The sequence below is a fragment of the Wolbachia endosymbiont (group A) of Therophilus tumidulus genome, assembly GCF_964277345.1.
Taxonomy (GTDB): Bacteria; Pseudomonadota; Alphaproteobacteria; order Rickettsiales; family Anaplasmataceae; genus Wolbachia; species Wolbachia pipientis.
Window position 1 is genome coordinate 78,342 of record NZ_OZ195515.1, and the last position, 12,819, is coordinate 91,160.

The 12,819-nt window shown below is 34.7% G+C and carries 13 protein-coding genes; 8 read left to right on the forward strand and 5 right to left on the reverse strand.

The window, feature by feature from the left end:
* Window positions 1-96: 96 nt before the first annotated feature.
* Window positions 97-582 (forward strand): hypothetical protein, encoded by a 486-nt coding sequence (locus tag ACICQD_RS00450; RefSeq protein ID WP_265024126.1) that lies wholly within the window; start codon window positions 97-99, stop codon window positions 580-582.
* On the opposite strand, the gene ACICQD_RS00455 is transcribed toward ACICQD_RS00450, so the two are convergent.
* Window positions 579-1,070, reverse strand: a complete 492-nt coding sequence (locus ACICQD_RS00455; RefSeq protein WP_007551030.1) for an SH3 domain-containing protein — start codon at window positions 1,068-1,070, stop codon at window positions 579-581. The two genes, ACICQD_RS00450 and ACICQD_RS00455, sit on opposite strands and share 4 nt — an antisense overlap.
* A gap of 70 nt (window positions 1,071-1,140) precedes the next feature.
* Here ACICQD_RS00455 and ACICQD_RS00460 point away from each other — a divergent pair, with 70 nt between their 5' ends.
* Together ACICQD_RS00460 and ACICQD_RS00465 are read left to right on the forward strand one after the other, a co-directional pair.
* The gene (locus tag ACICQD_RS00460; protein ID WP_395461457.1) at window positions 1,141-2,505 is read left to right on the forward strand and encodes a pyruvate dehydrogenase complex dihydrolipoamide acetyltransferase; all 1,365 of its coding nucleotides are present in this window, start codon (window positions 1,141-1,143) and stop codon (window positions 2,503-2,505) included.
* A 69-nt stretch (window positions 2,506-2,574) separates the two neighbouring features.
* Window positions 2,575-3,399 carry a hypothetical protein gene (locus ACICQD_RS00465; protein ID WP_209472386.1) on the forward strand — a complete coding sequence of 275 codons (825 nt, stop codon included), beginning with the start codon at window positions 2,575-2,577 and terminating at the stop codon, window positions 3,397-3,399.
* Between the two features lie 45 nt (window positions 3,400-3,444).
* Here ACICQD_RS00465 and ACICQD_RS00470 read toward each other — a convergent pair whose 3' ends face one another.
* From ACICQD_RS00470 to ndk, 3 genes are all read right to left on the reverse strand, one after another.
* A complete protein-coding gene (locus ACICQD_RS00470; RefSeq protein WP_253303549.1) occupies window positions 3,445-4,665 on the reverse strand; it encodes a P-loop NTPase fold protein in 1,221 nt (406 codons plus the stop codon).
* A 3-nt stretch (window positions 4,666-4,668) separates the two neighbouring features.
* On the reverse strand, window positions 4,669-5,274 hold the full coding sequence (recR, locus tag ACICQD_RS00475) for a recombination mediator RecR (protein ID WP_010963080.1): 606 nt from the start codon (window positions 5,272-5,274) through the stop codon (window positions 4,669-4,671).
* Between the two features lie 1,008 nt (window positions 5,275-6,282).
* Window positions 6,283-6,702 carry a nucleoside-diphosphate kinase gene (gene ndk / locus ACICQD_RS00485; protein ID WP_182309846.1) on the reverse strand — a complete coding sequence of 140 codons (420 nt, stop codon included), beginning with the start codon at window positions 6,700-6,702 and terminating at the stop codon, window positions 6,283-6,285.
* Between the two features lie 118 nt (window positions 6,703-6,820).
* Between ndk and ACICQD_RS00490 the strand changes: the two genes are divergently transcribed.
* From ACICQD_RS00490 to ACICQD_RS00500, 3 genes are all read left to right on the forward strand, one after another.
* Window positions 6,821-7,642 carry a hypothetical protein gene (locus tag ACICQD_RS00490; RefSeq protein WP_209472381.1) on the forward strand — a complete coding sequence of 274 codons (822 nt, stop codon included), beginning with the start codon at window positions 6,821-6,823 and terminating at the stop codon, window positions 7,640-7,642.
* Window positions 7,643-8,590: a ferrochelatase gene (hemH, locus tag ACICQD_RS00495; RefSeq protein ID WP_209472379.1), complete on the forward strand. Its 948-nt coding sequence runs from the start codon at window positions 7,643-7,645 to the stop codon at window positions 8,588-8,590.
* Window positions 8,591-8,668: 78 nt separating this feature from the next.
* Complete coding sequence (locus tag ACICQD_RS00500; RefSeq protein ID WP_209472377.1) at window positions 8,669-9,466, forward strand: hypothetical protein; 798 nt, start codon at window positions 8,669-8,671, stop codon at window positions 9,464-9,466.
* A gap of 3 nt (window positions 9,467-9,469) precedes the next feature.
* On the opposite strand, the gene gshA is transcribed toward ACICQD_RS00500, so the two are convergent.
* Window positions 9,470-10,630: a glutamate--cysteine ligase gene (gene gshA, locus ACICQD_RS00505; RefSeq protein ID WP_341821940.1), complete on the reverse strand. Its 1,161-nt coding sequence runs from the start codon at window positions 10,628-10,630 to the stop codon at window positions 9,470-9,472.
* Between the two features lie 115 nt (window positions 10,631-10,745).
* Between gshA and hslV the strand changes: the two genes are divergently transcribed.
* On the forward strand, window positions 10,746-11,300 hold the full coding sequence (gene hslV / locus ACICQD_RS00510; RefSeq protein WP_006280198.1) for an ATP-dependent protease subunit HslV: 555 nt from the start codon (window positions 10,746-10,748) through the stop codon (window positions 11,298-11,300).
* Window position 11,301: 1 nt separating this feature from the next.
* Complete coding sequence (hslU, locus tag ACICQD_RS00515; RefSeq protein WP_395461458.1) at window positions 11,302-12,792, forward strand: ATP-dependent protease ATPase subunit HslU; 1,491 nt, start codon at window positions 11,302-11,304, stop codon at window positions 12,790-12,792.
* Window positions 12,793-12,819 lie beyond the last annotated feature (27 nt).

Sequence of the window (12,819 nt, forward strand, 5' to 3'; positions counted from 1 at the left end):
CTCTTGTTTTAATAATTAATTAAAGTAAAGCATGTAGTAAATGGTGTAATTGCTGTATCTTAACAAAAAGGTATAACGAATGTAGGAGGGTGCTTTATGTCTCTAAAGAATAAAATTTCTGAGTTAATAGAACAACAATTTAGCATTAAATACCATGACAATTATTTGGCTTACACTATACATAATTGGGCTGCAAGCGAAATATCTGATTCTATTACTTTTTGCATAATTGGTTGTGGAAATTGCAAGATTGGATATCAAGATGTTGCAAAGTCATTCAACATAACAAAAGAAGAAATTGACCAAGGTAATATTGCAAGCATAGAAAGTAAAATAAAAAGTGAAGCTGAAAAATCAGGTAGCGAGTTTTCTGAGTTGATTTCTAGAGTGGATCAATCGCTAAGAGAACAAAGTGAAAAGTCTATTGTACAAATTTTAGATTCATCCGCTGAGGAGATGTTAAGGAGTTTCTGTGATAGCCCTGTACAGTCTCCAGAGCCTCAAGAACCCTCTGCTTCATCTGAAGAGCATGCTACAGAAGGCCCAGAAACTAGTGTTAATTCAGATCTTTTGTCAACCTAATCAACCCCATATATATGTTTTTTTTGTACCCATGCTTTGCGTTTTGGGGTGGAAAGAAAGCACCATTCTTCGTTGCATTTTTCTATCTTCATCACAACAAACTTGTCTATTTTCATAGTAATCTTGCTGTCTACACTCTGTTTTTGATATCCATAAGTATCTTCTTTTACAATCGCGTAGCGCTTATCACTAAGAAGATTGCCTTTTATCCATCCGCAGTCTTCATCTATATCGCAGACCTTTTTCCAACTCTCAAACTCTTCTATCACTTTCAGGGGCAGATTTTTGCAAGTGTATATCCATTTTACAGGATAGTGAAACCCTGGCCCCGTTCTCATGTTGATCTTATTTGATTTGGTTGAAACAAAGTTGTTAGCAAACAAGCTATGGCTAAATAATAAAAACAATAGGATAATAGTACTGAACCAAGATCCCAGTGTCACGCACTGGGATAACGTGAGGGATAGTGTAACAGACTTATTCATCATAATTCACGATTAGGTTGACATAAGATAAAGAGTAAATTAAAAATTGAATAGATCTTTAAATGCAAAATCAATGCCTATAGAAATATTAATGCCTGCTCTTTCACCGACAATGAGCAAAACTGGAGGAAAAATTGTAAAGTGGCATAAAAAAGAACAAGACAAAGTTGAAGTAGGCGACGTAATTGCTGAGATAGAGACTGATAAAGCCATAATGGAGTTTGAATCTATAGATGAAGGAGTCATAGCAAAAATTTTAGTAACAGAAGGAACAAGTGGCGTGTCTGTAAATCAACCAATAGCTTTAATGCTGGAAGAAGGAGAAGATGAAAGTGCACTTAACAACTATACTTCAACTTCCATCAATAGTGCAGTTAAAAAGGAAGTGACAAAAAGTGCTGTTGATAATCAAAAATCAGAACACCAAGATTTAAACGGAAAGCCAATAAGTCATTCTTCGGTGTCATTCCAGCGCGTGACGCTGGAATCCAACCCCTCAATGTCATCCCAGTGCTTGACACTGGGATCTAGAAAAGAAGAATGGATCCCAGTGTCAGCTACTCAGATGACAGAGGGTTATGCAGAAGGTAGAACAAAAATAAGCCCATTAGCTAAGAAAATAGCTCAAAATGAAGGGGTTAATGTGCAGCAATTAAAAGGTACAGGACCATATGGTCGCATAATTAAGGCTGATGTGTTGGAGTTTTTAGGCAGTGGTATACATACTGAAAGTCCTGAGAAAGATACCATAGTTGAAGTAAGCAACATGCGCCAAGTGATAGCACAGCGCCTGACTGAATCCAAACAGAATGTTCCACATTTTTATTTAACTGTAGACTGCCAGGTTGATAAGTTAATATCGTTAAAAAACGAGATTAACTCAGCAGATGAAAACAATAAAGTAACAATTAATGACTTAATTATCAAAGCTGTGGCTTTCAGCATGAAAAAATTTCCTGATATAAATTCTTCGTGGATAGATAATAAAATACTGAGATATTCAAATATAGATATTTCAATCGCTGTGGCACTTGAAGATGGGCTAATTACTCCTATAGTAAAAAATGCTGATAAAAAGGGTATTTTATCTATATCAAAAGAAGTGAAAGATTTAGTAAGCAGAGCAAGATCTGGAAAATTGAAACCTGAAGAGTTTCAAGGAGGAGGGTTTACTATCTCCAACTTAGGGATGTTTGGTATAAAAGCCTTCAGTGCTATAATCAATCCGCCGCAATCTTGCATTATGGCAGTTGGTGCATCTAAAAAACAACCAATTGTTATGAATGAGAAAATAGAAATAGCAGAAATAATGACAGTAACGCTCTCTGTTGACCATAGAGCAGTTGATGGGGCACTCGGAGCAAAGTTTTTAAATGCCTTTAAGCATTATATAGAGAATCCTCTGGTGATGCTTATTGAAACTGCGGTAATCTATTAGCATTGTTATTACAAAATTAATACCTCTAAGTTTATACTTTTATTAGTTAATAGGTTTAGAGGTAAAAAAATGAATACTACAGTAGAAAAAAATAATCCAAAAATTTTTCCTCAAAATGAAGGAAAGATTAACTCAAAAGGCATGGTTGCCCCACCTGTTCCTCCGAAATCTTCCCAAGCTAAATTTACTGGAATAAAAGCAATTTTTGAGCGAAATGTACCTCATTCTCAAGCAAATGATAGTAATAAAACAGTGAGTAGCAATCTTGGAAGAACATTTGGCCCAACAATGCAAAAACTCATGGAAGACAACATTCATAGCACTCCTAACAAACAACGCCGCAATTCAGGGGATAGTGGTATCAGTGATATTAGTAGCAGCACTTCTGATGATGAGGATAGAACAATAAAAGATAAAATGATGGAAAATGTTAAGCAGGATAACCATCAAAAAAGCTTTGATTTACATAAAGTACAAGCAACTGATGAATTAGAAACCGTAAAATTTCTCAAAACGCTAAGCAAGAAAGAAAGAGAAAAACTTGGTTTTTCTCCTAAACAGCAAAATAACCAAAAGGTTGAGACTAGCAAAAAAACTTATAATCCACTTGATTGGAATCCAATCTATCAAGGTAAAAAGCTCTTTAGCTTAGGCAATATGTCGAGTAATTCGTCTTCATGTAGTGAAAAAAGCAATATTTCAGATGTAAGCGATAAGTCTAATAATTCAAACATTGTTAGATGTAATATTACTAGGAGTAACAGTAAGGAAGACCTTCGTAAACCTGATGCTTCACATAATGACAAATCTGCAGGTAAAAAATTATCTAATGTCAATGTAAGCGAATTAATCAGAAAGTTTGAACAAGGTAATGACATAGTAAAAGGGCGTTAATCAAATGTTACCCTATCTTTGTATATGTAAAGGTAGGGTATCTTTTCAAAATAGTATATCCTTTATAGCTTTGTTAATTTTTGACTCCCTCTCTGCAAAAGCAGTTTCTAGAGAGGTTTTAAGTTTTTCCCATTCTTCTTGACCATTTAGAACTAAAGATTTATATTCATTTTCAATTTTTTCCAATGCTCTTTGATATGAAAAACCTAATTCCTCATATATATCAATATTTATCGATTGCAGTATTACCAAAAATGAAAACAAATTCGGATCAGGTAATTCTTCTCTTGTGTGATTCAGAAGACACAGCTTTATTTTTTTTACGCAGTATTCTATTGTTTTTAACGATAGTGACAGGCTTTCTGCATAAAATATAAAACTATCTACAATCAAATTTTTTGACTTTTTCGGTAATTTAATATTTTCAAATAGTTCTTTTGTAAATTTTTCTATCGGTTGTTTTGGCAAATGTAAAGAGAGATCAGTAAAAGATTTTAGGTCAAAATTTGGTCCAAGTATTGTGCTGATTGCTCTTTGTACATTACTCTTATCTTTACTTACAGAAATAATGAAAACCAGCCCCTCCACATCAAGCATATACTTTATAGATTCCAAAAAATCGACAACGAATTTAGGACGGCACACATCAAGATTATCCACCATTATATAAATGTTTTTGTCTTTTCTGATTTTATTAACCACATCCGCTAACTGTGTTTTAAAATCTCTAGTACTCTCTTTTCTTCTTTGGAGAAGACTTAATTCACTCAAGACAAAACCTATGTCTTTTTTATCAGCCTCTTTTGCAGCATCAAGAAATACTGAAAGCATAGCAAGTGGAGATTTACTGATCAGCTTTCCTAGTGTGTTTAGAGAAAATAGCTCTTGGTTTATGTTCTTGAACTGTTGTATAACACTTCTTTTTACTTTATACGATACAAATAAATCTTCAAATAGGAAATTTAAAAAAGAAGGCAGTGGTTGGTCCAATGCATTGATATCCCATGCACTATAATAAGCTGCAATTTCATTTTGCTGTTTTAACTCTTTTACCCATTCTTTCAAAAAAAACGTCTTGCCCCATCCATCATATCCTTCCAAAGATATTATTGTAAAAGACTGATCAATTGTTTTAATTATAGTGTTGAATTTACCTGAAAATTGCTTATAGTTTAGGTGGTCATTTTCCCAAGCCACCACTTTAAGTGGTGGCACTATTTTTTTCTTTTTGAATGTTATTAGCGATATAAGTTTTTTTAAGCACATGTCTTATTTTATATTTAACTCATATTCTTGTCTTGAAGTAAGTGCTATCCTCAGCGTTCCTTCATCAAGATAGTCAATTTCTCCGCCCATTGGTATGCCGCAAGCAAGGCGTGATATTTTCACATCCAAATTTTTTAGCAATTCAATTATATATTGTGCAGTAACTTGGCCCTCTAATGTCGGATTAATTGCGATAATTATCTCTTCAATTTTAGACTCTGTCACTCTTTTCAGAATAGTGTCAAGGTTGAGTTCTTTTGGACCTATGCCATTTATTGCAGACAATCTGCCACCCAAAACATGGTATAAACCTGAATATATATTTCCTTTTTCAAACGCCCATAGATCACCTAATTCTTCTACTACACACAGTAACTTAGTGTCACGTTTTGGGTTAGTACAAATAGAACAAGGTGACTTAGTATCTAGATTTCCGCAAACTTCACACTCTATTATAAGATCTGCTAGCTCTTTAATCAAAGATGCAAGTGGTAGCATAACTTTTTCTTTGTTTTGGAGTAAATGTATAACTAACCTGCGTGATGATGATGGCCCTAAACTTGGCAATTTAGAGAAAGCATGAACTAGATTTTTTATGTTAACGTTCATTCAATAAATTCAGAATAGGCAGTCAAATGGTAACATCAAACCCTTTGTAAAGAAAGTGGTAAGTTTCTCTTGATCTTACTTCGATTAGCTATAGAAAAAATTTTTTACTTTAACGAAAAAAATTACTTCCGCACACTTAAAGCCTGATTATAATAAACTTCTTGCATAACCCAAACTAAGTAGAAAAAGGTATCATCCGAGCAGCTCTCCTTTGTCATCTGAGTAGCCTTGACTACTTGGGTCCCGCCGCGAACCTTCATACCGCCGCGGTATCTCTTGGCCGCTAACACGTAGCGGGATGACGGTTGTCAGGCTAGCTGTCATCCCAGTGCCCAGACACTGGGATCCAGAAATTTTAATTGTAAGTAAGCATACTGGGTTGATAAGTATAAAAGTAGCTAGAAAATAAACATTTTTGATGAGATTATATGGAAAACTGGATGCCAGTGTCAAGCACTGGCATGACACCCTTCACGGACTTTTAAATTACTTTAGCTATAAATATTAAGAAATTTACCAAATGAAAAAAAAGGCAAAAGAAGCCCTGGGGTTATTATCCGCTTTAAAATATTGGCGTTTTTTATGTTTTAAACGCTTGACAAGCGAGATTCAGCCGCTTTTAATTGCAACTAACTTACGCTGCAAATGTTTAAGAAATTTACTAAGCAGAAAAAAAGACAAAGAATCCCCGAGTTAGCTAGTCTTTTACTATCTCTGTCGAGTATTGGCATTTTTTGATGTCTTGTAACGCTTTATAAGCGCGTTCAGCTTATTTAGATAAAAACCTAGATGTAGATGAAGTTTTGTAAAGACATACAGTATCTATATACTGCAAAAAATTGAACATAAGACGCCGATACATTAAGTAATCCTTACCTTTTAATCTGCAGATTGGCGAAAGCAAATACAATAGCTTCAGTTTCATGATAAGGGGGCTGGCGGAGGGTGTCAAGCAAGTTTTTTCGTTTCTATGTTGTCAGCTACTTGGATGACGCCAATCTGAGTTAACTACACCAACTCACATTCAGCAAAAAAGAAAGCTATCTCCTTACGAGCATTTTCTAGACTATCCGAGCCGTGGACTCTATTTTCACTAATATCATCAGCAAAATCACCCCTGATTGTGCCTTTATCTGCCTGCTTTGGATTGGTAGCTCCCATGATTTGTCTGTATTTACTTACTGCATTTTCACCAACTAAAACTTGAACTACCACAGAACCAGAGGTCATAAACTCTACTAATTCCCCAAAAAAAGGCCTATCTTTATGAATTTCATAAAACAGCTCTGCTTGTTTTTTTGTTAGTAACATCATTTTTTGTGCTGTGATTTTCAGCCCAGATTGTTCGATGTAGGAATTTATATTGCCTGTAATATTATTTTTTACTGCATCAGGTTTTAATATTGAAAGTGTCTTCTCAATTGCCATATTATTCCCTCATATTAAGTAAAATAGTATATTTATAGATTTATCTTATTATAAATTTTAATTTCATAAAAGTGATTTTTTATTTATAGTTAAGAATAAACCATCAAGGAGGTATTGTATGGGTGAATGTTGTAAAAATAACACTACTAAACAAGCTGAGCCTACCACTAAAAAACAAGCTAAATCTACTACTAAAAAATTAGTAAGTAACTTTAAGTCATCACTTTTTTGTGGAACAAAAGGATTTTTAACTTTTAATTTGGCCTTTTTAAGCTTTTTGGAATATAGCTTACATCATAATACAGAATTAAAAAAAGGTGCTGCTTTTGCAATGAAAAGAAACACTATTCCATTTCTTGAAATGACAATCATAGCACCGCTTGTTTGTTTTGCACTGCCAGCTATGCTAGGCAGTATGAGCCTCATGCAATGCGCACTTTTATGTGCTTCCTTAATGATTGCCACATGTTTTATTGTCAGAACTTTTCATCTGCGTGAGAAGTTAATGGAAAAAATCACTAACCATAGTAGAAAAGAAATAGACGCGGAATTTAAGAAAGATACTATAAAATTTCCTATCTTTGATCAAAATAGAAAACACACCGAGTATAATTCGCCTAACTCAGGGCGACTACTGGATGAAACAAATAGCACCTCTCTTTTCGTTAAAGTTTTACTTTTTCCCCTCAAGGTTCTTCTGAATGTCCTGCAAAGTTGTATAATGCTATCTTTAGCTGCTGTTGAACTTCTTGAAACGGTACCAAGTCTTTTTGTCGATACATTTTTCGATTGGAGCTTCACATCTACCAAGAGTAACCTGCAGAGATCAGGTCATTTATTGTATGCAAGTGTAAGAAATTTAGTGCCCATAACTAAATTTGATGAGTGTGTAGCTAATTTTATAGGCACCCCAAAAGTAACTTGTTGTAGTAGTGCGTAGGTGAAAAAGGCAGTTATCTTATTTAACCTTGGCGGACCTAATTCATTGAATGCGGTTCGTCCTTTTTTATTCAACCTTTTTTATGACAGGAGAATAATCAATCTACCGAATCCCTTTCGGTTTCTTTTAGCAAAGTTTATATCTGCGAAACGAGAAAATACTGCACGAGAAATATATGAGCAAATCGGAGGCAAATCGCCGATTTTGGATAATACGAAAGCACAAGTTAATGCTTTAGAACTAAAATTAAATGAAGATAGAAACCATGTATACAAGGTATTCATCTGCATGCGCTACTGGCACCCTTTTGCCGACGAAGTTGTTAAAAGTGTAAAACAATTTGATCCTGACGAAGTAATTCTGTTGCCACTGTATCCACAATATTCAACTACCACAACTCTGTCATCCATCGAGAATTGGCAAAAAAATGCTAAACGGTATGGCCTAAAATGCAATACAAAAATGATTCACCGTTATTATGATAACCAAGATTTTATTGAAGCTCACGCTAATCTGATAGCTAAGTACTATAAATTGGCTAGCAAAATCGGTAAACCAAGAGTCCTATTTTCAGCCCATAGCTTACCTCTTAGTATCATTAAAAAGGGCGACCCTTACGCTTCACAGGTAGAAAGAAGCGTAGAGTTAATAGTAGAAAAGTTAGCTATCAATAACTTAGATTGGTCAATATGTTATCAGAGTAAGATTGGTCCTGTAAAATGGCTAGAGCCAAGCACTGAAAGTGAGCTATTACGCGCAAAAGCTGATGGTGTACCTGTAGTTCTATCACCTATATCTTTTGTTTCTGAGCATTCAGAAACTCTAGTTGAACTTGATATAGAATATAAAGCAATTATCAAGGATGGATATTACTTTCGTGTGCCAACTCTCAGTACCGATCCCTTGTTTATAAAATGCTTAGCCGATTTGTGCATAAATCTCCCTTAAAGTCCTGATTCATAGGGCTTTTCTTTTAGGATTTTATGTGATAGAATAACAGAAAGTTATTATTTTATTAACTATTTTATGCTAAACAAGCTAAAAAAGAAATCTAACACGCCCGCACAAAAGGTACATGATGCTTATAATCATGATATCAGAAAGGTAATCTGCATCACAACAGGTTTAACAGCCCTATTGTGTAAGATTTCACTGCAATTTTGCTGCGAGTTCATTGACAATAATAGATCCAATATCTCCTTTATAAAGAATGTTGCCCGATGGGTGAAATTTCCGACATCTACCCTATACATTGCCCATTCTGCATTTATCTTACGGGATTTGGTAAAAGATTATAAAGACCCTAAGGGTAAAAAAGAATTAGCAAAAATTTTGGGTAAATCGGCTAACCTTGCAAGCAGCACCATAGAAGCATTGATGATGTTGAAAGTCATCCATTTTTTGGCTAGAGGTAATGCAGATGTAACAAGTTATATTAGTTCAACATCAACGATCCTATTTTTGTTCATTTCAGAACCTATAAGCTATTATTATACATGCAAGAAATATCTGGATAATAAGGATCCTGAAAAGTCTGCTAAGTGTAAGAAGGACCTTATTATCAGCACATTAACTTTGTCGTTAGGTTTATTAAACTTCATATTAAGAAGGATAGAAACTCCAACTATACCAATAAACTTGGGTAGTGGTATAATCTATAATTTCAACTTAAGCGTAACAGTCAGCATAATATATAGTGCAGTATTTCTTGCAGTTCAACTTGATAAGTTGTTTAATCAACCTGTCAATGATGATCCTTCCACTGAACTTGATGATGTTCATAATATAAACGGTCATTCTAATGACAGCACTGTAGAGGTATAAGAATTAGGGATGAAAAGATTTTATTTCTACTGCCAACGCTAGTACTGCTAATTTGCTAACAATACTCCAAAGTGATAGAATTTTACCTTCCACAACCTGGCTAACATCATGAAACTCACAGTCAGTGGCATTCAAGCTAGAATATACATCTTTTCTGCTATTACATCGGTATAAGTAACATGTTGAAGTATCTCCTATATAGTATATTAGCGGTTCTGCAGAACTGCTTTTAAACATGTCAATGGTTGGTACACCTTCTTGTATAATAACGCTATTGATTGCTATTCCTTCTTTTATCTTTTTCATTTTATGACGCTTTTTTTTATTGAGGTTTAATATTTCCTCTCCACTTGTTGCTGTTATAATGCCCATCCCATATGTGCCATTGCTTGCTTTGATAAAAACGTAAGGTTGTGTTTTTATTTTATATTCTTCGTATTTTTTTTGCACTAGAGATAATATTTGGTCAACTTTAGCCGCTATTGCTTTTAGTGATGAATCATCATCAAAATCGACTCCATCACAGCTTTCTGTAAGCACAGAAATTAGCCATGGGTCCATTTTAAATTCGCTACAAAACTCAGACGCTAATTCTTGATAGATTTCAAAATACTTAAATTTCTGTCTGCTATGCCAACCGTATAGTGGGCTTGGTACTATATCTTGCTTTACGTCTTTTAGCGTGTCTGGAATGTGGCTCGTCATATCACGGTTCAGTATAATAACATCAGGCACAAATCCTGAAGTTGTCTTTAGCAGAGAGTTTTCTTTCACAACAGTTTCATACTGTTCTATTAAATTGTATACTTCATTATGTAAAAGGCCAATTCTAGTTTCAAAACCTGCGAGTTGTAGTACTTTCTCTATAACAAATACGTTTTCTATATACATTTTATTGCGTGTATAATTTTCCGGTATTATAAGAACCTTTTTGTATTGATGTCTTTTAAAGTAGCTTTTTATCAATCTTGCTGCCATTGTTCTTGATTCTTCACTTAAGTTATTGAACCCCGCAGGAAATAAATTAGCGTCTACTGGAACGATTTTATAGCCAGAGTTTCTAAGATCTATAGAGCTATAAAATGGCGATGTAAGGCCATTAAATTTTGCTTCGAACCAATTATTTATACTTTTTTCCAAATCTGGGTGAATTATGTTTTGCATCTGCACTTTAAATGTTATAAGGAAGGTATTATATTATAAGCTATAGTTGAACATATTTAGTAAATTTGACTAAAGATTAAAGTATAATGAGATTCTTATTTAAAGTGATAGAAAAATGATTCAACACGATAACAATAAAATGTATGGCACTACTATATTATCAATTAGAAAAGATAAAAGTGTAGTAGTAATAGGTGACGGACAAGTTTCACTGGGCCACACTGTTATAAAATCTGGAGCAAAAAAAGTTAGGCGTCTTTCTGGTGATTCCGTAATTGCTGGATTTGCCGGGGCAACAGCCGACGCATTTACTCTTTTTGAAAGATTAGAATCTAAACTTGACAAGCACCCAGGGCAATTAATGAGAGCATGTGTTGAACTTGCAAAAGACTGGAGAATGGATAAATATCTGAGGAAATTAGAAGCTATGATGATCGTTGCAGATAAATCTATTTCATTAGTAATTACGGGAACAGGTGATGTTCTTGAACCTGAAGATGGAGTCGCAGCTATTGGCTCTGGGGGAAATTTTGCTCTATCTGCAGCAAGAGCTTTAATTGACATTAAAGGAATATCAATAGAGGAAATTGCGAAAAAGGCTATGAAGATAGCTGGCGATATATGTGTTTATACAAATCATAATGTAGTTATTGAAAAGATAGAGGAGTGATATGTCTTCCAAGCAAAAAACTTTATGCACCAATTTTTCCAATCAGCCCATAACCCTTTCAGAAGGGCGGTCTTGTAGTAGTGACACCTACGATGAAAAAGATAACCTCTATAAAGATACTAAGAGTGGTTTTGATTCAAATGACAGCGATGTTCAAGTTAATGACAGCACTCAAGTTTTGTTAGATGACCTGCCACCACAGAAGATAGTTAAAGAATTGGACAGATTCATAATCGGACAGGATGATGCAAAGCGTGCTGTTGCTATTGCGCTCAGAAATCGTTGGCGTCGCAATCAGGTTCCATTTCCATTGCGTGATGAAATCATACCTAAGAATATATTGATGATCGGTCATACAGGGGTTGGTAAAACTGAAATAGCTCGTCGCTTAGCAAAACTTGCCGGTGCACCGTTCATAAAAATTGAGGCAACGAAGTTTACTGAAATAGGGTACGTTGGACGTGACGTTGATTCGATAATACGCGATTTAGTTGATGCAGCAATAGTTTTAGTTAAAGAGAAAGCCCGTAAAGCCTTAGCTAAAAAGGCTTTAATTTTAGCTGAGAAAACAATAGTAAACTCTATGGTAGGCGAAAATGCAACCGAAGAGAGTAAAAAAATTTTTAGAGAAAGGTTGAGGAATAAAGAGTTTGAGGACGGAGAAGTTTCTATTAACGTCAGAGAGAGCAAGAGTATGTTACCTACTTTCGATATACCAGGCATGCCAGGTGGGCAAGTTGGTGTGATGAATGTAACAGAAATAATGGGCAAGATGTTTAACGGGAGCAAAAAAACAAAAACTATTACGGTGAAGGTAAAAGAAGCGCGTGAAATATTAATTAATGAAGAAAGTGAAAGGCTAATGGATGAAGATAAGATAATCAAAGAAGCCATTGATCTTGTTAGTAATGACGGTATAGTATTTTTGGATGAAATAGACAAAATTGCAGCGCGTACAGAAGTAAAAGGTGAAGTAAACAGAGAAGGAGTGCAACGCGATCTGTTACCATTACTTGAAGGAACAACTGTTACAACTAAGTATGGCCATGTAAAAACAGACTATATATTATTTATTGCATCTGGTGCTTTTCATCAGTCTAAACCATCTGACCTCTTACCGGAATTGCAGGGCAGATTACCGATCAGGGTAGGACTTAAGGCACTTACTCAAGAGGATTTAATAAGAATATTAAAGGAACCAGAATCTAGTTTGTTAAAGCAGTACATAGCTTTAATGAAAACAGAAAATGTGACACTTGAGTTCACTGATGATGGTATAAAAACCATAGCTGAAATAGCGTTTACAGTTAATAGGCAAGTGGAAAATATAGGCGCAAGAAGGCTTCACACTGTCATGGAGAAGCTTTTAGATGAAATAAGTTTCATTGCTTCTGAGAAAAATAGCGAAAAATTCATTATAGACAGCAAGTATGTAAAAGATAAACTTGAGTCAATTTCGAAGCAGCTTGATTTATCTAAGTTTATACTTTAGGAAAAACGAAAAGCCTACTTTAAGTAG

Coding starts and splice junctions, on each gene's coding strand:
- ACICQD_RS00450 (WP_265024126.1), top strand. CDS start 97: ATGTCTCTAAAGAATAAAATTTCTGAGTTAATAGAACAACAATTTAGC.
- ACICQD_RS00455 (WP_007551030.1), bottom strand. CDS start 1,070: ATGATGAATAAGTCTGTTACACTATCCCTCACGTTATCCCAGTGCGTG.
- ACICQD_RS00460 (WP_395461457.1), top strand. CDS start 1,141: ATGCCTATAGAAATATTAATGCCTGCTCTTTCACCGACAATGAGCAAA.
- ACICQD_RS00465 (WP_209472386.1), top strand. CDS start 2,575: ATGAATACTACAGTAGAAAAAAATAATCCAAAAATTTTTCCTCAAAAT.
- ACICQD_RS00470 (WP_253303549.1), bottom strand. CDS start 4,665: ATGTGCTTAAAAAAACTTATATCGCTAATAACATTCAAAAAGAAAAAA.
- recR (WP_010963080.1), bottom strand. CDS start 5,274: ATGAACGTTAACATAAAAAATCTAGTTCATGCTTTCTCTAAATTGCCA.
- ndk (WP_182309846.1), bottom strand. CDS start 6,702: ATGGCAATTGAGAAGACACTTTCAATATTAAAACCTGATGCAGTAAAA.
- ACICQD_RS00490 (WP_209472381.1), top strand. CDS start 6,821: ATGGGTGAATGTTGTAAAAATAACACTACTAAACAAGCTGAGCCTACC.
- ACICQD_RS00500 (WP_209472377.1), top strand. CDS start 8,669: ATGCTAAACAAGCTAAAAAAGAAATCTAACACGCCCGCACAAAAGGTA.
- gshA (WP_341821940.1), bottom strand. CDS start 10,630: ATGCAAAACATAATTCACCCAGATTTGGAAAAAAGTATAAATAATTGG.
- hslV (WP_006280198.1), top strand. CDS start 10,746: ATGATTCAACACGATAACAATAAAATGTATGGCACTACTATATTATCA.
- hslU (WP_395461458.1), top strand. CDS start 11,302: ATGTCTTCCAAGCAAAAAACTTTATGCACCAATTTTTCCAATCAGCCC.